This is a genomic window from Bacillus cereus group sp. BfR-BA-01309, assembly GCF_022664315.1.
GTDB lineage: Bacteria > Bacillota > Bacilli > Bacillales > Bacillaceae_G > Bacillus_A > Bacillus_A mobilis.
The window spans coordinates 28,952-53,200 of sequence record NZ_JAKUHE010000006.1 but is presented as its reverse complement, the minus strand read 5'-3'; the positions used below and the strand labels follow the sequence as shown (position 1 = coordinate 53,200).

Sequence of the window (24,249 nt, the reverse complement as noted above, 5' to 3'; positions counted from 1 at the left end):
TTTTTTCTTTTAATAATGTTAGATTCTTTTTATATTAGCCGACCAACATTATTTAGTGGCGCTCTTTTTTTCATTTATCCTTTTACAGTTTTGGTGATTTTCTATTTTTAGACTGTTGTTCATACGCATATCCTATATTGAACAGTTCTTTCTCACCAAATTGCTTCCCGACAAACACTGCACCTACTGGCTCTCCATTGTCATCATATCCTGCTGGCACCGCTAATTCTGGATAGCCAGCTACAGCTGATAGAAGAACTTCTTCGTTGTTAATCATAACTAAAGCATCCAAACCTTTTTCTACTAAATACCTATCTAGCTCTTTTCTTGCATTTTCTTGACTCGTTTGCACAACTTTTTGAAACTCATCTTTCGTTATAGCAGATTTTTCAGATCCCTCAATTAATGTTTGTCCATATTTTATTCGTCTATTACTATCCTTTTTATTAAACGTTATAATCTCTTCTAGCGATTTTACCGGTACATTTTTTTGCTTTGAAAGATAATCGTTAACATTATGTTTGAACTCATATTCTAATGTTTGCAAATTATCTACACCCCCAGCGTTTAACTGAATATCATCAGTCAAGATCGCACCTGCATCTTGAAGGTCTTTTCTAATCTTTTCTGCTACTTCTTTTCTATTTTCATCTTGTCGATCTATTGAAAAAAGAACTCCTACTTTTTTCCCTTTCAATCCGTCTATTGATAAGTCCTTCGTATAATCAATTCTTTCTTTATCTTTCACTTTTTCTGTCATAGCATCTTTTTCATCATAACTTACCATTATGTTAAATAACGTTGCTGCATCCTTTACTGTTCTTGCCATCGGTCCTGCTGTATCAAGTGTTTCAGCTAATGGAATAATGCCTGATCTACTCACCATACCTAGTGATGGACGTAATCCAACTACTGATTGCTGCGTCGCTGGTGCTACAATTGATCCAGTCGTTTCCGTCCCGATTGCAAGTGGTGCAAAATCTGCGGCAACTACTGTAGCAGATCCAGAACTGGATCCCGATGTATCAAACGTAATTGGACCGTACGGATTCAAATTTTGTCCTTTTTTCCCGCTATATCCGCTAGGTATTGTAAAGGATAAATAATTTGCCCACTCAGACATATTCGCTTTTCCTAAAACGAAAGCACCTTCTTCTTTCAACTTCTTCACAATCGTCGCATCTTCATCTGCAATCCAATCTTTTAACACATACGTGCCCGCACTTGTTGGCATCACCTTTTCCGTTTGTATATTATCCTTTACGATAACTGGCATGCCGTATAAATTTGACTTCTTATTGAAAGATCTCTCTTTATCTAACTTTCGCGCTTCTTCTATTGCATTTGGATTAATCTCTGTAACAGCATTTAATGATATTCCATTTTGGTCATGTTCTTGTATTCTAAAAAGGTAAAGAATCGTTAATTCTTCATATGATAATTTCCCATCATCAATCATTTTTTGAAGCTCATCTACAGTCGCATTTACGACTTCTTTTTCTTTTATCTTTATATTTTCTATGTTAATACCTTTCAACTGATTATGTATCGGTTTTAACACTCTATCTTTATCATATACGATACGCTCCGGTTCCTTTGGAAAATAATTTTTATACATGTAATATCCTCCGGCACATACCAACAGGACAATACCTCCAGCAATCGACAACGTTATCTTTACCCACTTTTTCATGTTGTTACCTCCACTCTAAAAGTTGCTAAATTGTATTGAAAAAGAGAGTTATCCTTGTAACTCTCTCTAATTAAAATGCTACATGAAAAAATGAAGAATTTCAATTTCAATACTTCTTTTTTTGCATTTGCTTCGCTAATAATTCTTTCACCTGATTATATGTTAATCCTGAATTCTTATTTAAACGTTTTACTTCCTCAACATCAGTACCTACTACTGTATATTGTTTCTCATCATTCATTTTTCCACTTCCCTTTCTATTGCATTATTTCTAATATTTTTCCCCTAAACTCATATAAATTAATACAAATAAGGAAACCATACGAAATTCGATAGCTAAAGGGAATTCAGTTACATAAGAGGAAAAGATAAAAAAATGTCGAATGTATATATTTGTTTAATTTAAGGGTTTGGAGGGTACATTTTGAAAACATATGAGTTTAAACATAACATTCCAACATTGGAAGAGTATAAATATTTATGTGATTCTGTTGGATGGACTAATTATATGAATTTTGAAGTGGCGGAAACTTCACTGAAACATTCTATTCACTGCATCACAGTCAATGATAATGAAAAAATTATCGGCATGGGGAGAATTGTTGGTGATGGATCTATCTATTTCTATATTCAAGATATAGTAGTTCATCCAGATTATCAGAAACATGGTTATCGGGAAAGAAATCATGCATCGTTTAGTTACATACTTACATGAAAATGCCCCTGATAAAGCGTTTGTCGGTTTGTTTGCATCAGAAGGTAAAGAATCGTTCTATGAGAAATTTGATTTTAAAGATTACTCACCAAATATGACGGGAATGTTTACTGTCATTTCAAAAACATAATAGATTTTTAATTGTAAGGAAACACTTCGGTTCATATGAAGGAATTTGTTCTTGCAGTATGTGTTTATCTTTAACATTACATACGAAAGGAGAGTACATATATGGCTCATATGTACTCTCCTTTTATTTCACTCTTTACATATTAAATTTCTTAATAAAATTTCACTACATCTTCAGTAGGTAAAAATGTTCTTTCTCCTGGTTGTTCATTTGGCTCACCAAATGGCATTTGTCCTACTAAGCTCCACTCAGCTGGAATGTTCCAAGTTTCTTTCACTTCAGCATCTACAATTGGATTGTAGTGTTGCAGGGATGCGCCAATTCCTTCAGCCGCTAATAACATCCATACAGTATGTTGTAACATTGCATTTCCTTGATGAGACCAGAATGGGAACTGATCTTTATATAATGGTGCATTTTCTTGCATTTTTTCTACTGTTGCTTGATCTTCAAAGAATAACACAGTCCCAACACCTGTATGGAAACCTTTTAATCTTTCTACAGTCGCTTCAAAGTTTTCTGCTGGTACGCGGGCTCTTAGTGTTTCTTTAACAATATCCCAAAACTTTTCATGCTCTCCATCCATTAATACAACCATACGGCCACTTTGCATATTGAAAGATGTTGGTGCGTGTAAAGCTGTTTTTAAAACTTCTTCAATTCTTTCTTTCGTAATCGCATCGTTTTTTGTTACTTTACGAATAGAACGACGGTTCACGATTGCTTCTTTTAAGTTTGTTGTAGTTGCTGACATGTTAATTCCTCCAAATATTTGTTTTATAATTTATTTTGTTATTTCATAACAAGCAAATTAGCAATATCCATCTGTATTACACTGCATACCTTCAAATGAATTTGTTTTTTCCTTTTCAATTTCTTTATCAATTACTCTTTGTAGCGTTTCTTTACTAGCAAGCCCTTGAATGACTTCATCTCCAATCATGACTGTTGGAACAGCCATAATATTCGCTTCATCATATGCGTGCTGAATCGCTTCTTGATGCTTTTCTTTATATTTTCGATTTACTAAAGCATCTTTAAATTCAGCTTCAGGAAGACCTACTTCTACCGCTAATTTTGTTAAAACATCAATATCTTCAATATTTTGCTCTTCTTGGAAAAATGCTGTGAATACACGGTGATGATACTCATTTCCAAGTCCACGTTCTTTCGCAAATTGACATCCTTCAAAAGCTAAATGTGTATATGGGTGCGGAGAAACACGCGGCAAACGCATATCGATTCCTAACTTTTTCGCGGTTGGAAGAATGAAAGCATCCCATGAACCTAATTTTTCTGGCTCATTCCATGGATCTATTTTTGAATATGGACTTGGACGTAATTCAAATGGCATCCATTCAATCTCTACATCATTCTCTTTCGCTACCTCATCTAATGGACCTTTTGCTAAAAAACAAAATGGACATATAAAATCTGAGTATACTTTCATTTTTAAAGTCATAATTTTTACACCTTACCTTTATAGTTGTAATCAAACCAGTTACATTGATGATAAAAAAATATAAATATGATTTAAGCATTCATTTTTTCTTGCAAAGTTTCAAACAACTGCCCCATCGTAATATTTCTTAAAACTTCTTCCATCGCAGATTGTGCTTGTATTAATATAACTTCTAATACAGCTTGAATATTCGCTCCAATTGGACAATCTGGATTTGGTTGCTCGTGAATATGAAATAGCTTATCTTCTTCGACTACATTTACTGCATGATACACATCCAACAATGTGATTTCATGTAAATCCTTTAATAATCCCGCACCACCTGGGCCGCGATTTACATATACAAATCCAGCTTGCTTCAAGTACGACATCATTTTACGAATGACTACTGGATTCGTATTTACACTTTCAGCCATATAGTCTGAAGTACAAAGTGAAGATGGATTATTTTTCAAAATAGATAAAATATGAACAGCTATAGAAAAGCGGCTACTAATTTTCATCGTAATCACCACCTCGATGTAATCATTATAGTTACAACAAAAAGATAAGTCAATCCTTTTCATATATTTTTTATAAACAAATTTAAAAGTGCCCCATAATGATATATGGGACACCTCTTGTTATTCTGCAAATAGCGCTTGAAATTCTTCAATAAATAGCTGCACAGCGATTGAAGAATCCTTTAATGAAGGAACAGCTAAAGCAATTTCTCTCCATACTTGCGGTTCCAATTCTCTCGTTTGCACATTCTGTGGTAAATTCGTTAAAGATAATTCAGCTAATATTGCAATCCCTAGCCCTTCTTGAATCATATTTAAAGCTGTCGTAACGGTCGAAATTACATATTCAGCCCGAAGTGGTACGTTAGCTTGTTTAAACATATCAATAATGGGTGGTTCGTATCCGCCCTTACATAATATAATCGGTTCATTCTCTAAATCACTAATTGCAATAGAGTCCTTTTTACAAAGAGGATGATCCTCTCTTAAGATAGCAACCATTTTCCCCTTCGTTAACGGGACAATCTCCATCTCTTTATTAGGCAAAATAACAATTCCTATATCAACAACCCTTGATACTAACCAACCTTCAACTTCTTTAATTGTTCCTTCACAAAGAACGACTTCTAAGTTCGGATACTTCTCCTTAAAATGGTTTATCATTTTCGGCAAAAAATGTGCAGAAGCACTCGGAAAACTCCCAATTCGAATCGTCCCCACTTCGTGTCCTTTCTCCATCGCAACTTCTTGTTCAATCTTCTCTACGCCGTTCAAAATCTCTCTAATATGTACAAGAATTCTGTTTCCTACATCCGTAACGATTAATCCTTTTCGTTTATCACGTATAAGAATCGTAACTCCTAACTCTGACTCAATACTTGAAATGGCGTGACTTACAGCTGGCTGCGTCATATTTAACACCCGAGCAGCCTTCGTAAAACTACCTAGCTCAACAGTTTTTATTAATACTTGCAGTTGTGTAATGGTCATAACTAATCACTTATACTCCTTATAAAAAAGATTCATTTTATTTATTACAGTCGATATCATATCATAGTGAAATGAATAACAACAAGGAGGTCTTACCGTGACACAGCTTTCTCGAACTAAAACGGCCATAATCCTTACCTTTCTCGTTTTCATGTGGGGAATCAATTGGCCTTTATCTAAGTTTGCCCTGCATTATACACCACCCGTTTTATTTGCAGGCGTTCGAACTTTAATTGGAGGGTTCATTTTACTCCTTTTCGCATTACCGAAATACAAAGAGTTACACTTAAAAGAAACTTGGCATTTATACGTTATTTCTTCTTTACTTAACATCATTATATTTTACGGATTACAAACTGTTGGCCTTCAATATATGCCTGCTGGTTTATTTTCCGCCATTGTATTTCTACAACCTGTTTTACTCGGCATTTTCTCATGGATTTGGCTTGAAGAATCTATGTACGGCTTAAAAATTTTCGGGCTTGTTCTTGGATTTATTGGCGTAGGTGTTATTAGCTCTAGTAGTTTAACTGAACATATTTCTATTGTCGGAATCCTTCTCGCGTTAGGATGTGCGATTGGCTGGGCACTTGGAACAGTATTTATTAAGAAAACTGGGCACCGCGTGAATGCTATTTGGATGGTAACACTACAGCTTCTTATTGGCGGTTTTTGCTTAATTGGATTTGGATCAGAGTTTGAAAGTTGGTCCAGCATCGCTTGGAGTATACCGTTTGTTAGCGTACTTCTCTTTATTTCATTCTTTGTTATTGCAATGGGATGGCTTGCATATTTCACACTCGTTGGAGCTGGTGAAGCAAGTAAAGTTGGGGCTTATACATTTCTTATTCCACTAATCGCTATTATTGTAAGTTCAATTTTCTTACACGAGGCCATTACTATTAGCTTATTCATCGGACTATTATTTATTGTGGTGAGTATTTGTTTTGTTAATATAAAGCCGAAAACACTTGCTGTAAGGCAGCAGGTTGAAGTGAAATAAATATGAGAAAGAGCCTACTGTTTGTAGGCTCTTTTTTATATCTTATTTTTTACGACGTACCACAAAAACACACGCACCTACCGACGATACAATCGCTAAAATAGATAAGACAATTGCTATCAATTGCATATTACTAGTGCTTTCATTCTTTTCTACACTAGACACTTCACCATGTTCACCTGTTAATGACGTACCTTTTGCAATTGTAGTAAGTGAATGTGGTTTTTCAGCTTTTTCATCGCCTGTCCATTCAACAATTTCTCCATCTTTATATTGTTGGTATGCATCCCAAGCTATTTTTTGTTCTTTATCCGGATTTTTAGCGACAAAAGTAAATCGCTGGAACTGACCAGGTAAAATCCCATCTCCCGTTGCTTCCCACACTACAGTTTTAACTTTTCCAGCATTATCTTTCTGCTCTTCCACTTTCCATCCTGGCACGGGTTCATACTGTTGAAACTCTACTCCAGACGGGATTTTCAATGTAACTTTTGTCGTTGCTACATTCTTTTCAACAGGTACTTTTATCGTATAAGTCTCCCAAGAATTTACATCTGAAGTTGCTGGCTTCACAGTGACGTGCGCACTAACAGGTAATGAAAAAATCCCCATTGCAATTATTGTTGCGATCATTGTCGTGCCAATTTTTTTTATACGTTTCATTTTATTAACTCCTTTTTATTTATACCTTCTCTTTATCTGCCGCCTACTATAAATTTATAATCCGCATCAAAGCTATCAAGAGATTTTGTTAATCCGTGCACTTGTATATTCCAGTTTCCTATCATGTTAATATACATACCTTCTGCTTCATATTCTCCTGGTGAAACGGCCGAAACTTTAAATGAGCCTTTTCCCATGTTCATATCCAATGATTGCGTAGTTAAAATAATTTGCTCCATATCAGTAACAGGTTGTCCGTTCTCATCCTTTAAAGTAATATGGAATGTATTTTGTCCTACTTTATTAGGACTTACATGTAAAGTAAGTTCATATCCATTATCTAATTGTTTACTCTCTGTAAAAGGTCCAGTAGGTGGCATCGGCGGTGTTTGTACGTTTGTCATAAAAGCTACGATTACGAAAATGATAATTCCTATGATAAACTCTACTTTCACCGTAGCGCCTAATCCTTGCTGTGCTCTCATTTTCCCTTTCACATAATGAACAATTCCCAATATCCCCATGCAAATAAATAAAAGTATTTTTGCTAATAAAGCTAATCCATACTTCGTATCAAATAACGAGTGGATTGTTGGAATAAAAAATGTACTGTTAAAAAGACCTGTTATTAAAATCACGATGACAGCACCTGTTGCCCACGGTGAAAAACGCTTAATCATATCCCAATACATACTCCACTTGTCATCCTCTTTACGTAAAAGAAGAATAATAGTTGATAGACCGCCAATCCATAATGAAGCTGCTAATAAATGTAGAAAGTCCATAACGACAGCAATTTCTTTAAACTTTAAACCATATGCGTGACTATTAAAGGCTTTCATAACAAGTATCCCAATAAACAATACTATCGGAATGCTCCATACTTTAAACGACGATAGCTTTTCACACTTCAGCGCAAAATACGTAACGATTATAAGCAAACTAATAAGAGCCATTTGAGTGAGCCATACGTAACTAAAAACAGAGAGCTGTAATGTTTCTTTTAATAGTAAAGGATCGAATGCTTCTAGCCATGAAACATCAGCATTTATTTTCGCTTGCAATGGTAGATTGAATAGTAAACTAATGAATATGCCAATTAATGAGATCCGTATTATTTTTTTACTTCTTGATTGAACCGAGATTGCATTCCCTTTATACATAATAAGATTAAAGAATAGCACTCCTATAAATAGTGAGAAACTTGTATAAAGAACGCCACGTTCCATAATCATATCTATTTGCGGGACATATCCCATCTCTTCTACTTGTATATCGTCTGCTCCCGCTTCTGCTGATCCAATTCGGAACGGAATCACTCCTTGAATAGGATGACCGTCAGCTGAAATCACTTTCCACTGAATAGAGTAGAGTCCGTTTTTCAAATTTTCTTTTAACCCTGCTTCTAATAATTTTTTATTTTTCTTATCGATATGAGTATCTTTTAAATCTACTCTTGTACCTGATGTATCTCTTACAAACAATGTATTAAAATGCGAAACTTGTATATCCTCATCGAATTCAATTTTCACAACAGCTGGTGCTTTCTTCAACGTTTCATTTTCAGCAGGGTTGGATTTCACAATGTACGCATGAGCAGATGCACTTTTTGGTATCGATATAATAAGCACACATACAATGAATAGCCATGCCCCTAACCTTTTCATTACTTTCACAATCATTTCACTTCTTTCTTACTCATCGCTATACTTCCATTCCTTTAACTTCCCAAGTTCAATTCTCCGGCGAAATATTAACCTGATTAAATATAAATTACTATACAGTATAACTCTTTATTTCTCTCTCACCTCTAAACTTCCAATAAAATAGTAACTACCTTCATAGATACAACTTACATTTTTAAAGTCGATTGTAATTATATCATAAAATATATTTATGTAAGTTCCTGAAGAAGAAAAGTTATCGTGAATCATTTGTGAAGAAAGTGTGAAATACATAAAGTAAAACTTTTATCAGTGGGTGTTTTTGTTCCCCCCTAATTATTAGCCCACGCCAGTCAGACCTTTATGGACGGGAAGCTCCCACCTAACTCTCTCATATTCGCAGACTTTTGAGGTGGTAGTCTTATCGCTCGCAAATAGCCGAAGAAACAAAAAAGGCATTACGTTATTACGCAACACCTTTTCTTAATACAATTCTTTTACTTCTCTTCCAGATAATCACCATAATCCATGCTCATTTCTTTTGTATCTGCTGGGTTAAGATAAAATAACCTTCTATCATGCTTATTAATGGGGAGTGTATGCTCTAATGCTCTAATACCTTGTTCTTTAAACATTTTATGTTTCTGCATATCCTAACCCTATTTTTAAATTCCACTTTCTTTTTTAGGATTAACGCTAATTATTTCCAATAAATCTTTTACCCTTTTATCATATGTATGTTCAATTAGTGTTCTTCTAAATCCTTCCATCGCAATTTTATTTCTTTGTGCTGGATTTTCCAAATACCTTTCTGCTTTCTCTATAAAATCAACCGATGAAGTAAATGTCTCAATTTGCACCCCTGGAATATAGCACTTTTCCAAATCTGAACGAATATCCGTCATTTGAAAAGCACCTGTACTAGCTATTTCAAATGTACGATTATTAATGGAACAAGCATTTATTTTTACTCTATTTATATTAAATGTTACATCCTCTATCGATCGATGTATATTCATGTTAATTTTACTTTTTGTAAAATATTCCATACTATTTTTATAAACCAAAAATGGTAAAAGTATAATCTTATCCTTCAATAATTCATAGTTTTTTAGTCTATCCCAGTTACATCCTATAATTAAGGTGTTTTTAGTCACTAAATACTCTGCAATTGAATCAATAAACGCTAGCCGATTATCAAAAGCAGTCCCTATGAAACTAATATCAAATAAATAATCCTCTTCCGTACGTATCGACGTATATGCAGGAGGTTCTGCCGCTAAAGGCAAGTAATAAACATTATCGCAGCCTAAATCTTTATAAAAATCAATACATCCTGTATCTTGTGTAAAAACATAATCATAATCAAGCACTAAATTTTTTGTCACATCTGTAAAGTAAGGATCATCTGTAAGCCAGAGTGCAGTCGTAAAATCATATTGTTTTAACTCTTGAATTCCCTTACTTATTCCTTCTTCAAAACCATGGAATACAATAATGAGTGAGGGCTGTATCTTTAAAGCTGTTTTCACCAAATTTTTGTATGTTACCATCGTTACATTACCAATTGCTTTTTTCAAACTATTATATATTGATTCCTCTAACACTGGAAAATATACAGAAGCACCAGATTTAACAAATAATACGTTAAAATTTTCAGCACTATATGAAATCGTCACAAATAGCCACGCTCCAATACATGTAATTAACTATTTATATTATATTGTATTACCTAAAAATATATAGTTGGCTACAAATTAGTCTCCCCTGTAACATATTGCCGTGGAAGAGGAGCATAATCAGCCCATTCTACATCTTTATATAAGATATGACTTTCTTATAAAATGTATAACTTTTTTGTCACCTCACACAAATACATAAATAAAAAGGAGTTACATTATAATGTAACTCCTTTGCTTAAGGTTGAACTTTATTTCTCTTCCGGATAATCACAATACTCAATGATTGTGCCCTCTGTATCCGCTGGGTTAAGATATATTAATCTTCTGCCGTGTTTATTAATTCGAAGTGTATGCTCTAACGTTCGAATACCTTGTTCTTTTAACTCTTCTAAAGCTACATCTAAATCATCGACACGATATGCAACGTGATGAACGCCTTTACCTTTTTGCTTTATAAATCGAGCAATTGGTGAAGTCGTATTATTCGTTGGTGCAAGTAATTCAATTCTATCTCCATCCACTTCAAGAATGGCTACTTCGCTTTCCACACCAGGAGCTTCACTGACGTAACGATCTATTAAAGTTCCTAACAACACCTTTTCATAAAAACGTATCGTGCTATCTATATCTCGAACCGCGATGCCAATATGATCAATTGTTTTTTTCATTTTATTTCCCCTACTACTTTATTTTCTTTCATTATTAATAGTAACAAAAAAAGTTATAGAAACAAGTTCTATAACTTTTTTATTTACCCTATTTTCTTATTCGCACTAGCTGGCTGAACTTGATTTTTTGCTTTTAAAACGCTAATGCCATATCCGATAAATCCACCGATAATCGCTGGGAAGATCCATCCTAATCCTACTTCTTGCATCGGAAGGAATTTAGTGAACACTCGGCTTACTACTTCAATGTTAACTCCAGCTGCACTTAATCCATCGAATAAGCTGATGATAAATGTTACGATTAAGCTCACTTGATAAACTTCAGCTCTTCCTTTGAATAATGAATGGAAGAATGTTAAGAAAATCAATACGATTGCTAATGGATAAATTGCTGTTAGTACTGGAACAGAAACTGCGATTAATTGTGTTAATCCTACGTTTGCAACAATTGCACTAAATACACATAGCGTGATTGCAATCGCTTTGTAAGGAACATTTGGGAATAACTTATGGAAGAATGAAGAACATGCTGATACAAGTCCCACACTAGTTGTTAAGCACGCTACTGTAATCATTAATCCTAATAATACTCCACCATATGATCCAAAATAGTAGTTAGAAACTTTCGCTAACACTTCTCCACCATTCTCTAAATGTCCAAGCTTTGCAACACTTGAAGCACCCATATAAGAAAGAGCTGTATAGATAATTGCTAAAATAGATGCCGCAATGATTGTCGCTTTTGCACAAACGATCATAATCTGTGTTTTCGTTTTCGCACCTTTTTCTTTAATTGCATTAATGATGATGATTCCAAATACGAATGATGCAAGCGTGTCCATTGTTAAGTATCCTTCTTGGAACCCTTTAAAGAATGCATGTGATGTATAAGCTTCCACTGGTGCTTGCATATCTCCAATTGGATGTATAAAAGCAACGATTACTAAAATACCAATGAAAGTTAACTTAATTGGCGTTAAGATTTTTCCAACAATATCGACAATTTTCGCAGGATTTAGCGAAAAAAAACAAGTGATGCTAAAGAATACAATTGTGAAAAGAATTAAAGGTGTAGAACCTAACCCTTCTGGCATAAACGGTTTAAGACCAATTTCATAAGAAACATTTCCTGTTCTTGGTATTGCAAATAACGGGCCAATCGCTAAGTATAAAACTGTTGTAAACACAATCCCGAACACTGGGTGAGCACGACTTGCTAATGACTGTAAATCATCTTTACCCGAAAAACCAAAAGCTAGTACACCTAGTAATGGTAATCCAACACCCGTTACTAAAAATCCAGCGTTAGCAACCCATACATTCTCCCCTGCCGATTGACCAAGCATTGCCGGGAATATTAAATTTCCTGCTCCAAAAAATAGTGCGAATAACATTAAACCAATAACTACTATGAACGAAAACGGTACTTTGTTCGTCATAATATAACCTCCATTCAAATTTCCTTATCTCATTTTCCATTTTTAACTAATTGAATTTTCTGAATATTTAATTCGAGTATCAACTATTCTTGAACTCATTATAATTTGATATATAATATTTTGCAATACTATTTTCAAACTTTTCATTTATTTTATAAATATACATTTTTTAACATAGAAAACAGACTAAAAAACCAACATGGTCATCCATGTTGGTTTTTCCATTTACTATCATAAATTAAAATTTTGCAGCTACTTTTTTAACGTTTTCTAATCCTTCCTCAACAATTTGTTGTGAACGATCTGGATATTGATTGTGTCCTTCAATTACAACTGTCTCTGGATTTGTAATTCCCCAGAATCCAAGTACAGTTGTTACGTAATTAACTGCCATTTCCATAGGAGCCATTTGCTCTGAAGAGTAATCTGAACCACGAGCACCTAATACAACTACTTTCTTACCACCAGCTAAACCTTCTGGACCATTCGCTGTATATTTAAACGTTTTTCCAGCTTGAGATAAGTATGAAATATATGTGATTAATGGTGCTGGTACTGTGAAGTTCCAAAGTGGGAACGCAAATACAACTTTATCAGCTTCTAAAAACTGATTTAAATATTGATCTACTGTTGCTACAGCCTTCTCTTCTTCTGCTGTTAATTCCATTCCTTGACTACGTTTATATCCACCTGAAATAGCGATATTTCCGTAATATGGAAGATCTAATGCAAATAAATCTAACTCCGTAATTTCTGTATTTGGGTTCGCTTCTTTATAAGCACTTACAAATGTTTCATACATTCTTGAACTAACTGCTTGCTCCGCTGGACGATCGTTTGCTTTTACAAATAATACTTTTGACATTGTTTTATTCCCCTCTACTTTTGTATTTTCTTCTTTTTTACCAAATAACGAGCTAAATAATCCCATTTTCTTCACCTAAACTTTCTTATCATATTCATTATTCATCATCATAAAAATTCTTATTCTAATAAAGTGAAACTTTAATCAGTGGGGGTTTTCTTCATCCCCCACTGATTATTAGTTGAACCAATCGGACTTTTATGGGCAGTTGATCCCCCACCTAACTTCTTTGCTTTCTCTGAATTTTGAGGTGGGGGTCTTACTGCCCATTAAAGCGGGATAAAAAGTTCCAATTGATACCTTAAGTAAAGATACCCAAAACTTTTTGTTATTTAATTACCTTATGTAAGTGATTGTAATACACACCACTTACTTTAGTCAAGTAACTTTAAATAAAAAATAATATCTCGAATTGAAAACAAAATCCAAATACAATTTAAACACCCATTGTAACTTTATTGTTTGTATAATGAATGTAGAGAGGGCAATTCATATTTAGAAAGGATTTACTCATGAGCACTATAGAAAAAATTCAAACTTTTATTATTCTTTTTGCTGTTACATGCGGCATCGTACTCGGACAATTTAATTTGATACATATGTATGCAGAGCACTTTATTGTCCCATTCTTATTTTTCATGCTATATGGATTATTCCTCAGCATTCCATTGAAAGAAATAAAAAATGGATTTCGTAATTTAAAATTCGCTGGAACGAGCCTTACCATTAATTTTTTATGGACACCTCTACTAGCTTGGGGGTTAGGAGCTCTATTTCTTTCAGATCATCCAGCACTTTGGGTTGGATTTATTATGTTAATGGTTACTCCATGTACAGATTGGTACTTAATCTTTACTGAAATAGCGAAAGGAAATGTAGCACTTTCTACTGCAATTTTGCCTGTAAATTTAATATTGCAAGTACTACTCCTTCCCATTTATTTATTTTTATTTGCTGGTGTCATGAAGACTGTAGCTGTTTCTGTTGTAGTAGAAAGTATAGTTATCGTAATCGTCTTACCATTTGTACTTGCACATGCTACAAAGTTCATTATGAATAAACTGAAAAAAACTGAAACACTCGAGAATAAACTCATTCCGTTTTTCAGCTCTGCTCAAATTGTATTTTTAAGCTTAGCAATCGTAGCGATGTTTGCATCACAAGGAAAATATTTACTACAAAATATGAATGTCGTTTTACTATTACTCATTCCTGTTCTATTGTTCTTCATCATTAATTTTGTACTAGGACAATTTATCGGACGCATGATGCGTTTATCTTATAAAGATACAGTAAGTCTAAATTTAACAACATTAGCAAGAAACTCACCTGTTGCACTCGCTATTGCTGTAACAGCTTTTCCAGATGAACCTCTTATTGCACTTGCACTCGTTATCGGACCGTTGATTGAACTACCAGTACTTGCTTGTGTTTCACAAGTGTTGTTGTTTATTAAGAAAAAAAAGCGATATACATAACAAAAAACGTCCTACTTTAGGACGTTTTTTATTGTCGAGAAATTATAGAAGTAACGATAATTATCGGCTCTAAGGACTTTATACGTTTTAGACACGCTATATTAACAAAGTCTTTCTAATTAAAAATTATAGGAAAAGTAAATATGACGAAAGCTGCCCAAAGTCCGTAGATTGGCAAATACTTCGTAACGGCGTCTTGGATAGCTGTCGGTCCTGATTTGTTTTGTAGAAAACGCATATAGGAAAACATAATCCAAATGAGATTTGCCCAAATCAGTATGTTTACGCCTAAAACAGCAAGTCTATTAGGTGTAATCCCGTAAGAAGAAAGTCTGAATACGATGGCTGACAATGCGACAGTGTCAATAATAAGCGCCAAAACAATTAAGGCAAAATTTATATAATCTGAAATGCTCTTTTTCTCGTCCGAGTCACTCTCAACGATGGAAAATATAGTAACAGCCAATACACCGAGAAGTATTCCATTGAAGGCCATTAGGAAATTGCGGTCCAAGAATGGATTTTTTCCACTCCATATAACCGTTATAAGATAGATCAACAATGTAATCAGTACAAGTGGACTAAAAATTTTAGCTATATATGGTGTAATATTTTTAGCAAGTTTAAGGTTCATTGATACTAAGTATGCAGCTACTACAGCTAAAGCCGCAGCTCCAAATAATACAACATTACTAAAATAGAATTCTCCTATATCCAAGTCAACGAAGCTAAATAACTTCATGGTGAATACCGCTAGTACCATTCCGCTCACAGCCATGCTCGCGTAGAGAAGACCATATTCTAAATTAAATTTAATATACGCTAATCTTGTACTACCTCTTGAATATTCATTTCCCGTAAACGCAAGTCCCAATAAGACCCATAACAATATAGGAAGATGTAAATACGCAAGGATACTGCTGTCTTTATAATTTAATGGCAACATATTAAGATACAATCCGGAAATTAGGAACAACGCCGCAAGGAAATAAATAATACTTTTTTTCGGAGTATTATTGTAAATAAAATAAGCAACAATAAAAGGAATTACACCAAAAGCTAGGTTAATTGGAGCAATTGCTTCCTGCTCGACAAAGTGGAAAATGATTCTGGTGCTTAGCCCAGCTAGAATAGCTAACATGCCCATGAATAAGAAACCTTTTTGAAACAGCGATATTTTTTCTGCATTTTCCGTTTCCTTGAAATGCATCCTTTCATACCAAGTAGCTAGAACCTGCGAGTCAGGATTTTCATCCCATGCTTGTGAGAATGACTTTTTAAAAGCTTTTGGGTCTTTTCTATACATTCTCTCCAACTCATGAGGATTATCCATATTTTCAATAATCAAATTGTGATTGTTCATAGTTTTACCTCCTCTAATAAAAAAACAGCGTTGCTACCTTTCTATAAAAAGTACCTCACTGATTTATCATGGTATTGATTTTAATACAAAATTTATCGTTTTACAATAAATAATTATCAATTATAAAGATTTTTTTATTGTATATTTTATTTTAAATAAAATAAATAGTACTACTTATTCAAAAAAATATCCTATAGAATAGACTTTTTTTAGTGTCTATTCTATAGGATACAGTTTAATTATCATATTTTTTTATTTGTTAAAACCACTTAATTCTCAAACACAAAATTAATTTTATTATCTTTCCATTCTAACTTCGCATCAAATGTTTTCTCGCCCTTTGAAAAGCCTTTAATTAAATCGGTCTTTTCACCTTTTAAGAGCTTTGTCATATTCTTTTGCGAAATTGTTTTACTTAATATCTTCTTTGAGATAGTAAAATCACATTGTGTCGTGTTGTAGTTAGAACAACCGTAAAACGTTGATTTATCAATCACATCGCCATCACATTTTTTACAGTTACCAACCTTTTTACCTGTTGTAAATTTCGATCCTTTTCGTTCAATCGATTCAACATGTAATCCAGTGAAATCCCACTTCTCTGACATTTCCACTGCATCTTCAATAATTTTCGCTGATAGCTTTTTCGTTTGCTCCATAAATGTAGCTGGTGATGCTGTGCCTTCACCAATTTCCGCAAGGCGTTGCTCCCATTTCGCTGTCATTTCTGGTGAAGCTAGTATTTTATCACCGATTGCGGTAATTAATACTTTCCCTTTATCGGTTGCATACACTTGGTTCTTCTGCACATCTATATATTTACGGTCTTTCAGCATCGTAATAATACCTGCACGTGTTGCCTCAGTACCTAAACCTTCTGTTTTCTTTAATACTTTCTCCAGCTCTTCATTCTCTAAATACTTACCGGCTGTTTTCATTAACGTAATAAGTTGTCCTTCTGTATAACGCTTCGGCGGCTGTGTTTTTCCTTCTTTCACTTTCACCTTTACAACTTTTCCTTGTTCACCTTCAGCTACAATTGGAAGAATTGTTTCGTCATCTTTATCATCTTGGAATATAACTTTACGCCAACCTTCTTGAATTTGCTGTTTTCCTTTTGAAATGAATTCAGCCCGTTCATCTACAAGCGTTGTAATCGTTGTGTAGTCAAAGATTGCTACTTCATAATGCGCCGCAATCAGTCTTCTTACGATCATATCGTAAATTTTCTTTTCATCACCTGATAGTTTGCTTGGATTTGTAACTTGCTCTGTCGGAATAATAGCATAGTGATCTGTAACTTTTTTTTCATTCACATAACGCTTATTATTCATAATCGATTCAATTGGTGCTGGCAATAAGCCTTTATATTCATCAAACTGACTTAACTTCTGCAAAATATCAGGGAACGTCGCTGCTTCTCCTTGTGTAACATAGTTAGAATCCGAACGAGGATAAGAAACTATCCCTTTTTGATATAGTGCTTGTGTTATATCTAGCGTCTTTTTCGGTGAAAATTTAAAAGCTTTATTAGCTGTCGCTTGCAGTGCTGATAAATTAAATAAAAACGGCGGCTGAAACTCTTTACGCTCCGTTTTCATTTCTTTTACTACAGCCGGTTTCCCTTGGCAAAATGCTGCAATTTTATTTGCCATATCAGGATCTTTTAAGCGGGATTCACTATCCTTCTCCCATTTCCCCTCATACTTCTTTCCTTCTATATTAAAGGTTGCGAACACTTCCCAAAATGGCTCAGACTTAAAGTTTTCTATTTCTTTCTCACGCTTTACAATCAACGCTAACGTTGGTGTTTGTACACGACCAGCGGAAAATACATCGTTCATTCCTTTTTTCTTTAGCAAAATACTAAAGACACGTGAAGCATTCATACCAACAACCCAGTCCGCACATGACCTTGTATACGCCTCATAGTACGTATTAATTGTATCTGCTTCATCTAGTAAATTTTTAAATCCCTGGTATATAGCTTGTTTCGTTAAAGATGAAATCCAAAGACGCTTCATCGGCTTTTGCACGTTGCAAAGGTTAATAATATTTCGTACAATCAATTCCCCTTCACGCCCAGCATCGCCCGCGTGAATAATTTCTGTTACCTGTGAATTATGTAACAGCTGTTTCACAACGTTAAATTGCTTATACTTTGACTTTGTTACTTCAAATTGAAAACGCTCTGGAATCATCGGTAACGTATTAAGTGACCATTTTTTCCACTCTGCGTGATAATGCTCTGGATTACATAACTGCGTCAAATGACCAATTGCCCATGTACAGTACGCTCCATTTGGAAATAACTCATTCGCTTCTACTTCTAAATATCCATCTTTCCGGCGATATTTAAACTGTGAAACAAGAGCCAAACCTTGATCTGGTTTCTCGGCAATAATTAATTTCATTTTATAACTCCCTATCTGTATTCCAGTGTTACTTTCATTGTCTATCTGTTTAGAAGCGATGATAAAACAACAATCTTATTTATCATTCGCGGGTTACTCCCTACAATGGGATAACTATAATATTATACGCTTATTCTTTGTAGGTTCACAATAGAAACTCATTATATAAAAATTTCTTTCTCATGCTTATAGACCTCAAATACCGAGAGCCCTTTCCTTTATTACTGCTTACTTTTATTTTAAATTGTGCAGATAATATGCAGATATAAATAAGCATAAGTACTCTCCATATGAACATATGATGAAATGAATGATAGGACAGGGAGGTATCATAATGTTCGCTTACACATTAGCCGCCTTAACACTTTGTTGTATCTCGATTCTTATTACATCATACATTTCTAAACGTAAGGGTACCCTAATGGAGTATATGGTATTTATTATGTCTTTTAGTATGAGTACGGGTTTAAGTATCGGCTTTTATTTAGGTATTCTTTTTAAAGGTGATTTACTATATTCTACTTTGCTTGCAATTTTGATTAGTGGTTGTATCGGTTTTTTAGTCGGTCTACGTTTTCACCTATATACTGCTTTAGAAGGAATGTTCTCTGGATTAATGGCAAGTATGATGGGAGCAATGATTACAGAAATGTTAAATGCTCAACAAGCCCATAGTATACTATTCATTAGCCTATTACTTACGATAACAATAACTATGTCATGTATGATTCAACTTTTATCAGAAACCTTTTCTACTTTTATCCAAAAGCGTTTTTTATTATTACTTTCAATTAGCGTAGTAATTATCGTTGCCGTATTCGTGACATTCCCAGATCATACTCCCCCACCTTCATCCGGGCATGATCAACATATACATTGACACTTGGAATATAATCAACTTTATAATTAGAAGATGATTTCCGAGAAAATATTGCGGTTTAAAATGAACAAAATAAAAAGACGCTCAAACTTGAGCGTCTTTCCCGATCATTATTTCGTAACTACTTCATCTTCTTTTACATTCACATTATTTTCTCTCATAAACGCTTCAATCTCTTCAACTTCTCTAATGATATCTTTTGACAAGTTTTCATGTCCGTCTTTCGTTACAAGAATGTCATCTTCAATACGAATTCCAATTGATTCTTCTGCAATATAAAGTCCAGGTTCAATTGTTATAACCATACCTTCTTCTAACACTCTCTCTTTATATGTTCCTACATCATGCGTATCTAAACCAAGGAAATGGCTGACACCGTGATAATAGTATTTTGATAACTCTTCGTCTTCCTGAATTAAACCAATTGCTTTACACTCTTCTGCTAGTACCTTTTTTGTATGCTCATTTAATGCAGCAAACTTTACTCCTGGTTTAATGAGTTTCGTTGTTTCTTTCAATGCTTTTAATACAATATTATACATTTGTTTTTGGCGACTAGAGAATGTTCCATTTGCCGGGAATGTATAACTAATATCAGCATTATAGTAGTCTTTTTGAGCACCTAAATCAAGCAGTACTAAATCACCATTTTGAATTTGTGCATCATTATCTTCATAATGAAGAACTGTAGCATTTTTTCCACTTGCCAAAATTGTATTGAACGCATGATGCTTAATGCCAGATGATTTCAGTGTGAAATCAAACTGAGCTTCTAGTTCATACTCCATCATGTCAGCTTTTGCATGCTTAAGTACGTTGTAAATGCCCTCTTTCGTTACAGCAATCGCTTCTTTAATGATTTCAACTTCTTCTTCTGTTTTAAACACTCGTAATTCACAAATATTCGGATATACATTACCAATTAAAACGTGTGGATACTGTTCTCTTACATGTTTAGAAAATGCTAGCGTCTTTGTCTCCGTACCATTCCACTCACGACGCTCTAAATCTAAATATAGATGCTTCACATTTTCTGTAAAAAGTATATTTGACATTGTCTTTTCAAAGCTATCTAAATATACAACTTTCTTTATACCTGAAATTTTCTCTGCTTCTTCGTTAGAAACTGTTTTACCGACCCATTTTTCCATTACTGGATCTGATTTTTCAATGAAAAGTGTTTCTTCTACACTATTTCCAAACTTCTTCAACATGAAAATAACATTTGGTTCATCGATCCCTGTTACATAGTAAAAATTTCGATTCGGCACAAATTTATAATGTGCATCCGCTGACATATGAGGTGCTTGTCCAGCAAATAAAATAGTCATAGATTCATCTGGTAATGTGTTTACTAGTCGTTCTCTATTTTGAGCAAAAAATGTTGATTTCATAATAATCCCCCTAGCGTTCTATGTATACTTGTAAAGCTAATTGTCCTCTGTTATTCATTTTATTATTGTTATAATTTTTCGTCAATTTTTAACCTTTTAGATGGTGTTGACATAATAAAAATTAAGCGTTACAATAACTATATATTAGTAAGTAACTAATATAATTAAATCTAACTAGAGGTGAATCAAATGAAAAACATTTTATTCCGTATTAACGAATTATCAAAAAAAGAAAAAGCATCTGGATTAACAGTTGATGAAAAACAAGAACAACAAATGTTGCGTCAAAACTATACAAAAACATTTCGTGGAAGCTTAGATTCCATTTTATTAAACACAAAAATTGTTGATCAACATGGTCTTAACGTTACACCAGCTGCATTACAAGATGCTCAAATACGTTTAAAATTAAGCAAATGAAATTAAAGCGAGAAAAACAATCGTATAAAACATAAAAAGAGCCGGAATTCCTATTTAGAAATTCCAGCTCTTTTTATTGTCTTTTCTAATTTAGCATATGAACGATACATCGCAATTCTCCACGATACAATCATCGCAAATGCGAGTAAGAAAAACATTCCGCTTAACTGTGCTAAATCAATTGAATGACTTAAATATGATTTTAACGCTACTCGTACAGCCAATAATCCGACTAAAATAAATATGAATGCTTTTGACGGTTTCATAAATATATGTTCGGCCCTTATTTCGAGCTTAGTTGTTTTAATTAGAAATATAGAGAAAATAAGTCCTACACTAATTGCCTCTACTATTTCTAACGATGTTAATCGAAACTCTGGTAAGAAGTACATCATTGCACCAGTACTCATAAAAATTGGCGGTAATATAATTTTCTTTTTCGTTACCGGTTTTTTCGCTGCTTTAAAGCGCAGAAACATGACACCAACAGCCATACAAACCGCTACAATACTTGATAAAAGTGCTATCATACTCTCCCCACTCCTATCTATTTAACAGACTTTTTGAGCAAAATCATAAACCAAACGAGCCCGATACTTATAATAACATGACCTAATCCAGCCATATGGCTTAAACCGTTAAAGTCAGTTCCATTTACTTGCAGAAGACCTCTCCATAGCATTGTAGCAATAGTAAAGATTAATCCTACATTATAAACAACAAACCATGCACGAAAGCTCTTTGTTTCTTGTACATGAAACACTTTACATAAAGCTAAAGCAATTAAACAGAATACGAAACCGAGCACTAATACATGTGTATGCACCAATTGCAACATTGTGGATCCTTTAATTCCTTGTGCTTTCGTATACTCTCTTGCAAATACTCCTGAAAATAAACCAATAATTAAGTAAATGAATGCCGCATTATATAATCTCTTCATTCTATTCCTCCTGTTGTAAACTTTCTATATTCGCTGCAATTATTTTAAGCAAAGTTTATGAACGGAATATGAACAAAATATTACATTCAATTTTTGAAAATAAAAAAACCATCCCACAATTCATAATTGCGGAATGGCTTTTCAACTTATTTTAAATCTTCTATCGAGAAAGCGCCTGGAAGTAATTGCTCAACAGTCACTTCTTTTTCGTCGCCTTTTACATTCGTTAGTAAAACTGGCATTTTCGGTTCACAGAATTCAGCTATCACTTGTCTACAAGCACCACATGGTGAAATCGGTCCATCCGTTTCGCCTGTAATAACTAAGTAACTAAAATCGCGCTCCCCTTCTGATACTGCTTTAAAGATCGCTGTTCTTTCTGCACAGTTACATAAACCGTAAGAGGCATTTTCTATATTACAACCAGTATAGATTTTACCTTCTTTCGTAACTAACGCTGCACCAACAGGAAATTTTGAATACGGAATATATGCTTTTGCTAACATCTTATTTGCTTCTTCAATATATTTTTTCTTATCCATATTATTTCCTCCTCAAAGTAAGTGTAATAATGATTAGTCAGTAATCACTGTATGAACTAATTTAGGAGCCACTGCTGTTTCAGCGATAGAAATGTTCTCATAAATTTTTGCTTTTACATCTTCTACATTTTCACGATTTGCATATATCGTTACGAATGGCTCGCCTTCTTTTACTGCATCGCCAACCTTTTTACGTAACATTAATCCTACCGCTAAATCGATTTCATCTTCTTTTGTTGCACGGCCAGCACCTAGTAACATAGCTGCAATACCAATCTCATCTGCAACAATGTTAGAAATAACACCTGAAGTTTTAGCTGGTACATCAATTACATACTTCGCCTGTGGCATTTTTTCTGGATTGTCTACAATTGAGCTATCTCCGCCTTGATTGCTTAAGAACTCTTTAAACTTCTCAGTTGCTTTTCCATTTTTCATAACTTCAATTAGCATTTCACGAGCTTCTTCTAATGTATTTGCTTTTTTCGCAAGTACGACCATTTGACTTCCTAATACAAGTACTAATTCTGTTAAATCTTCTGGACCTTCACCTTTTAACGTATCAATCGCTTCTTTCACTTCCAGAGCATTACCAATCGCAAATCCAAGAGGTTGTGACATATCTGAAATAACAGCCATAGTTTGACGTCCTACATTATTTCCGATACGTACCATTGCATGTGCTAATTCTTTTGCATCTTCTTCTGTTTTCATAAATGCGCCAGCACCTGTTTTTACATCAAGTACGATCGCGTCAGCACCAGCTGCAATTTTTTTACTCATAATTGAACTTGCGATTAAAGGAATTGAGTTTACTGTTCCTGTTACATCGCGTAATGCATAAATCTTTTTATCGGCTGGTGTTAAGTTTCCTGTTTGTCCAATAACAGCAACTTTGTCACGGTTTACAATATCAATGAACTGCTCTTTCGTAATTTCAACGTGGAATCCTTCTACCGCTTCTAATTTATCAATTGTTCCGCCTGTATGTCCTAAACCACGACCAGACATTTTTGCTACTGGCACATCTAAAGCAGCTACTAATGGTCCTAATACTAATGTTGTTGTATCACCAACACCGCCAGTTGAATGTTTGTCTACTTTAATTCCCTCAATTGCTGATAAGTCAATTGTTTCTCCAGACTCCACCATTGCCATCGTTAAATCCGCACGTTCACGATCTGTCATATCTTTAAAGAAGATTGCCATTGCAAGTGCACTCACTTGATAATCAGGAATACTTCCATCTGTATATCCATTAATAAAGAACTTGATTTCTTCAGTCGTTAATTCTTTGCCATCACGTTTTTTTGCAATAATATCTACCATTCTCATTAC

General features: G+C 34.2%; 23 protein-coding genes and 2 pseudogenes. 5 read left to right on the top strand and 20 right to left on the bottom strand.

Annotated elements, in window-relative coordinates; all coding sequences use genetic code 11:
- Nucleotides 1-82: 82 nt before the first annotated feature.
- Both MR115_RS13040 and MR115_RS29835 read right to left on the bottom strand, forming a co-directional pair.
- A complete protein-coding gene (locus tag MR115_RS13040; RefSeq protein WP_242241583.1) occupies nt 83-1,693 on the bottom strand; it encodes an amidase family protein in 1,611 nt (536 codons plus the stop codon).
- Nucleotides 1,694-1,799: 106 nt separating this feature from the next.
- Nucleotides 1,800-1,934 carry a hypothetical protein gene (locus tag MR115_RS29835; RefSeq protein ID WP_097864462.1) on the bottom strand — a complete coding sequence of 45 codons (135 nt, stop codon included), beginning with the start codon at nt 1,932-1,934 and terminating at the stop codon, nt 1,800-1,802.
- A 183-nt stretch (nt 1,935-2,117) separates the two neighbouring features.
- Between MR115_RS29835 and MR115_RS13035 the strand changes: the two are divergent.
- Nucleotides 2,118-2,538, top strand: a pseudogene (locus tag MR115_RS13035) (GNAT family N-acetyltransferase).
- A 151-nt stretch (nt 2,539-2,689) separates the two neighbouring features.
- Here MR115_RS13035 and MR115_RS13030 read toward each other — a convergent pair.
- The 4 genes from MR115_RS13030 to MR115_RS13015 form a co-directional block, all read right to left on the bottom strand.
- A complete protein-coding gene (locus MR115_RS13030) occupies nt 2,690-3,292 on the bottom strand; it encodes a nitroreductase family protein (protein ID WP_001277029.1) in 603 nt (200 codons plus the stop codon).
- A gap of 57 nt (nt 3,293-3,349) precedes the next feature.
- Nucleotides 3,350-4,000 (bottom strand): DsbA family oxidoreductase, encoded by a 651-nt coding sequence (locus MR115_RS13025; protein ID WP_242241582.1) that lies wholly within the window; start codon nt 3,998-4,000, stop codon nt 3,350-3,352.
- A 71-nt stretch (nt 4,001-4,071) separates the two neighbouring features.
- A complete protein-coding gene (locus tag MR115_RS13020) occupies nt 4,072-4,503 on the bottom strand; it encodes an Rrf2 family transcriptional regulator (protein WP_063261795.1) in 432 nt (143 codons plus the stop codon).
- A gap of 120 nt (nt 4,504-4,623) precedes the next feature.
- Nucleotides 4,624-5,493, bottom strand: a complete 870-nt coding sequence (locus tag MR115_RS13015) for a LysR family transcriptional regulator (protein ID WP_097864465.1) — start codon at nt 5,491-5,493, stop codon at nt 4,624-4,626.
- Nucleotides 5,494-5,590: 97 nt separating this feature from the next.
- Between MR115_RS13015 and MR115_RS13010 the strand changes: the two genes are divergently transcribed.
- Nucleotides 5,591-6,496, top strand: coding sequence for a DMT family transporter (locus MR115_RS13010; RefSeq protein ID WP_242241581.1), 906 nt, complete (start codon nt 5,591-5,593; stop codon nt 6,494-6,496).
- A 42-nt stretch (nt 6,497-6,538) separates the two neighbouring features.
- Here the strand turns inward: MR115_RS13010 and MR115_RS13005 are convergent, their stop codons facing one another.
- The 7 genes and pseudogenes from MR115_RS13005 to MR115_RS12975 form a co-directional block, all read right to left on the bottom strand.
- Entirely contained in the window at nt 6,539-7,159 is a 621-nt protein-coding gene (locus MR115_RS13005) for a YcnI family copper-binding membrane protein (protein ID WP_242241580.1), read from the bottom strand.
- 32 nt (nt 7,160-7,191) lie between these two features.
- The gene (locus MR115_RS13000; protein ID WP_242241579.1) at nt 7,192-8,841 is read right to left on the bottom strand and encodes a copper resistance CopC/CopD family protein; all 1,650 of its coding nucleotides are present in this window, start codon (nt 8,839-8,841) and stop codon (nt 7,192-7,194) included.
- Nucleotides 8,842-9,320: 479 nt separating this feature from the next.
- Nucleotides 9,321-9,452, bottom strand: a pseudogene (locus MR115_RS12995) (glyoxalase); the annotation flags it as partial.
- Between the two features lie 36 nt (nt 9,453-9,488).
- Entirely contained in the window at nt 9,489-10,502 is a 1,014-nt protein-coding gene (locus tag MR115_RS12990) for a CgeB family protein (protein WP_242241578.1), read from the bottom strand.
- Between the two features lie 251 nt (nt 10,503-10,753).
- Nucleotides 10,754-11,173, bottom strand: coding sequence for a VOC family protein (locus MR115_RS12985; RefSeq protein WP_000750833.1), 420 nt, complete (start codon nt 11,171-11,173; stop codon nt 10,754-10,756).
- An 83-nt stretch (nt 11,174-11,256) separates the two neighbouring features.
- Nucleotides 11,257-12,612: a branched-chain amino acid transport system II carrier protein gene (gene brnQ / locus MR115_RS12980; RefSeq protein WP_141519920.1), complete on the bottom strand. Its 1,356-nt coding sequence runs from the start codon at nt 12,610-12,612 to the stop codon at nt 11,257-11,259.
- Between the two features lie 238 nt (nt 12,613-12,850).
- On the bottom strand, nt 12,851-13,543 hold the full coding sequence (locus MR115_RS12975) for an FMN-dependent NADH-azoreductase (RefSeq protein ID WP_061676831.1): 693 nt from the start codon (nt 13,541-13,543) through the stop codon (nt 12,851-12,853).
- Nucleotides 13,544-13,989: 446 nt separating this feature from the next.
- Between MR115_RS12975 and MR115_RS12970 the strand changes: the two genes are divergently transcribed.
- The gene (locus MR115_RS12970) at nt 13,990-14,955 is read left to right on the top strand and encodes an arsenic resistance protein (RefSeq protein WP_242241577.1); all 966 of its coding nucleotides are present in this window, start codon (nt 13,990-13,992) and stop codon (nt 14,953-14,955) included.
- Nucleotides 14,956-15,070: 115 nt separating this feature from the next.
- Here MR115_RS12970 and MR115_RS12965 read toward each other — a convergent pair whose 3' ends face one another.
- Both MR115_RS12965 and topB read right to left on the bottom strand, forming a co-directional pair.
- Entirely contained in the window at nt 15,071-16,318 is a 1,248-nt protein-coding gene (locus tag MR115_RS12965; RefSeq protein ID WP_242241576.1) for a DUF4153 domain-containing protein, read from the bottom strand.
- Between the two features lie 269 nt (nt 16,319-16,587).
- The gene (gene topB / locus MR115_RS12960) at nt 16,588-18,732 is read right to left on the bottom strand and encodes a DNA topoisomerase III (protein ID WP_242241575.1); all 2,145 of its coding nucleotides are present in this window, start codon (nt 18,730-18,732) and stop codon (nt 16,588-16,590) included.
- Nucleotides 18,733-19,066: 334 nt separating this feature from the next.
- Here topB and MR115_RS12955 point away from each other — a divergent pair, with 334 nt between their 5' ends.
- Nucleotides 19,067-19,612, top strand: a complete 546-nt coding sequence (locus MR115_RS12955; RefSeq protein ID WP_242241574.1) for a hypothetical protein — start codon at nt 19,067-19,069, stop codon at nt 19,610-19,612.
- Nucleotides 19,613-19,722: 110 nt separating this feature from the next.
- On the opposite strand, the gene MR115_RS12950 is transcribed toward MR115_RS12955, so the two are convergent.
- Nucleotides 19,723-21,006: an aminopeptidase P family protein gene (locus MR115_RS12950; RefSeq protein WP_242241573.1), complete on the bottom strand. Its 1,284-nt coding sequence runs from the start codon at nt 21,004-21,006 to the stop codon at nt 19,723-19,725.
- A 189-nt stretch (nt 21,007-21,195) separates the two neighbouring features.
- Between MR115_RS12950 and MR115_RS12945 the strand changes: the two genes are divergently transcribed.
- A complete protein-coding gene (locus MR115_RS12945; RefSeq protein WP_000789775.1) occupies nt 21,196-21,426 on the top strand; it encodes a DUF896 domain-containing protein in 231 nt (76 codons plus the stop codon).
- Between the two features lie 50 nt (nt 21,427-21,476).
- Here the strand turns inward: MR115_RS12945 and MR115_RS12940 are convergent, their stop codons facing one another.
- The 4 genes from MR115_RS12940 to MR115_RS12925 form a co-directional block, all read right to left on the bottom strand.
- On the bottom strand, nt 21,477-21,956 hold the full coding sequence (locus MR115_RS12940) for a CcdC family protein (RefSeq protein ID WP_242241572.1): 480 nt from the start codon (nt 21,954-21,956) through the stop codon (nt 21,477-21,479).
- 17 nt (nt 21,957-21,973) lie between these two features.
- Nucleotides 21,974-22,369, bottom strand: a complete 396-nt coding sequence (locus MR115_RS12935; RefSeq protein ID WP_087959483.1) for a DUF2871 domain-containing protein — start codon at nt 22,367-22,369, stop codon at nt 21,974-21,976.
- A gap of 146 nt (nt 22,370-22,515) precedes the next feature.
- Nucleotides 22,516-22,911, bottom strand: coding sequence for a cytidine deaminase (locus tag MR115_RS12930; protein ID WP_000358522.1), 396 nt, complete (start codon nt 22,909-22,911; stop codon nt 22,516-22,518).
- A 33-nt stretch (nt 22,912-22,944) separates the two neighbouring features.
- Complete coding sequence (locus tag MR115_RS12925; RefSeq protein ID WP_001983022.1) at nt 22,945-24,246, bottom strand: pyrimidine-nucleoside phosphorylase; 1,302 nt, start codon at nt 24,244-24,246, stop codon at nt 22,945-22,947.
- Nucleotides 24,247-24,249 lie beyond the last annotated feature (3 nt).

Coding starts and splice junctions, on each gene's coding strand:
- MR115_RS13000 (WP_242241579.1), bottom strand. CDS start 8,841: ATGATTGTGAAAGTAATGAAAAGGTTAGGGGCATGGCTATTCATTGTA.
- MR115_RS13030 (WP_001277029.1), bottom strand. CDS start 3,292: ATGTCAGCAACTACAACAAACTTAAAAGAAGCAATCGTGAACCGTCGT.
- topB (WP_242241575.1), bottom strand. CDS start 18,732: ATGAAATTAATTATTGCCGAGAAACCAGATCAAGGTTTGGCTCTTGTT.
- MR115_RS13015 (WP_097864465.1), bottom strand. CDS start 5,493: ATGACCATTACACAACTGCAAGTATTAATAAAAACTGTTGAGCTAGGT.
- MR115_RS12935 (WP_087959483.1), bottom strand. CDS start 22,369: ATGAAGAGATTATATAATGCGGCATTCATTTACTTAATTATTGGTTTA.
- MR115_RS12950 (WP_242241573.1), bottom strand. CDS start 21,006: ATGAAATCAACATTTTTTGCTCAAAATAGAGAACGACTAGTAAACACA.
- MR115_RS12930 (WP_000358522.1), bottom strand. CDS start 22,911: ATGGATAAGAAAAAATATATTGAAGAAGCAAATAAGATGTTAGCAAAA.
- MR115_RS12965 (WP_242241576.1), bottom strand. CDS start 16,318: ATGAACAATCACAATTTGATTATTGAAAATATGGATAATCCTCATGAG.
- MR115_RS12940 (WP_242241572.1), bottom strand. CDS start 21,956: ATGATAGCACTTTTATCAAGTATTGTAGCGGTTTGTATGGCTGTTGGT.
- MR115_RS12955 (WP_242241574.1), top strand. CDS start 19,067: ATGTTCGCTTACACATTAGCCGCCTTAACACTTTGTTGTATCTCGATT.
- MR115_RS13040 (WP_242241583.1), bottom strand. CDS start 1,693: ATGAAAAAGTGGGTAAAGATAACGTTGTCGATTGCTGGAGGTATTGTC.
- MR115_RS12925 (WP_001983022.1), bottom strand. CDS start 24,246: ATGAGAATGGTAGATATTATTGCAAAAAAACGTGATGGCAAAGAATTA.
- brnQ (WP_141519920.1), bottom strand. CDS start 12,612: ATGACGAACAAAGTACCGTTTTCGTTCATAGTAGTTATTGGTTTAATG.
- MR115_RS13005 (WP_242241580.1), bottom strand. CDS start 7,159: ATGAAACGTATAAAAAAAATTGGCACGACAATGATCGCAACAATAATT.
- MR115_RS12970 (WP_242241577.1), top strand. CDS start 13,990: ATGAGCACTATAGAAAAAATTCAAACTTTTATTATTCTTTTTGCTGTT.
- MR115_RS12945 (WP_000789775.1), top strand. CDS start 21,196: ATGAAAAACATTTTATTCCGTATTAACGAATTATCAAAAAAAGAAAAA.
- MR115_RS12985 (WP_000750833.1), bottom strand. CDS start 11,173: ATGAAAAAAACAATTGATCATATTGGCATCGCGGTTCGAGATATAGAT.
- MR115_RS29835 (WP_097864462.1), bottom strand. CDS start 1,934: ATGAATGATGAGAAACAATATACAGTAGTAGGTACTGATGTTGAGGAA.
- MR115_RS13025 (WP_242241582.1), bottom strand. CDS start 4,000: ATGACTTTAAAAATGAAAGTATACTCAGATTTTATATGTCCATTTTGT.
- MR115_RS12975 (WP_061676831.1), bottom strand. CDS start 13,543: ATGGGATTATTTAGCTCGTTATTTGGTAAAAAAGAAGAAAATACAAAA.
- MR115_RS13020 (WP_063261795.1), bottom strand. CDS start 4,503: ATGAAAATTAGTAGCCGCTTTTCTATAGCTGTTCATATTTTATCTATT.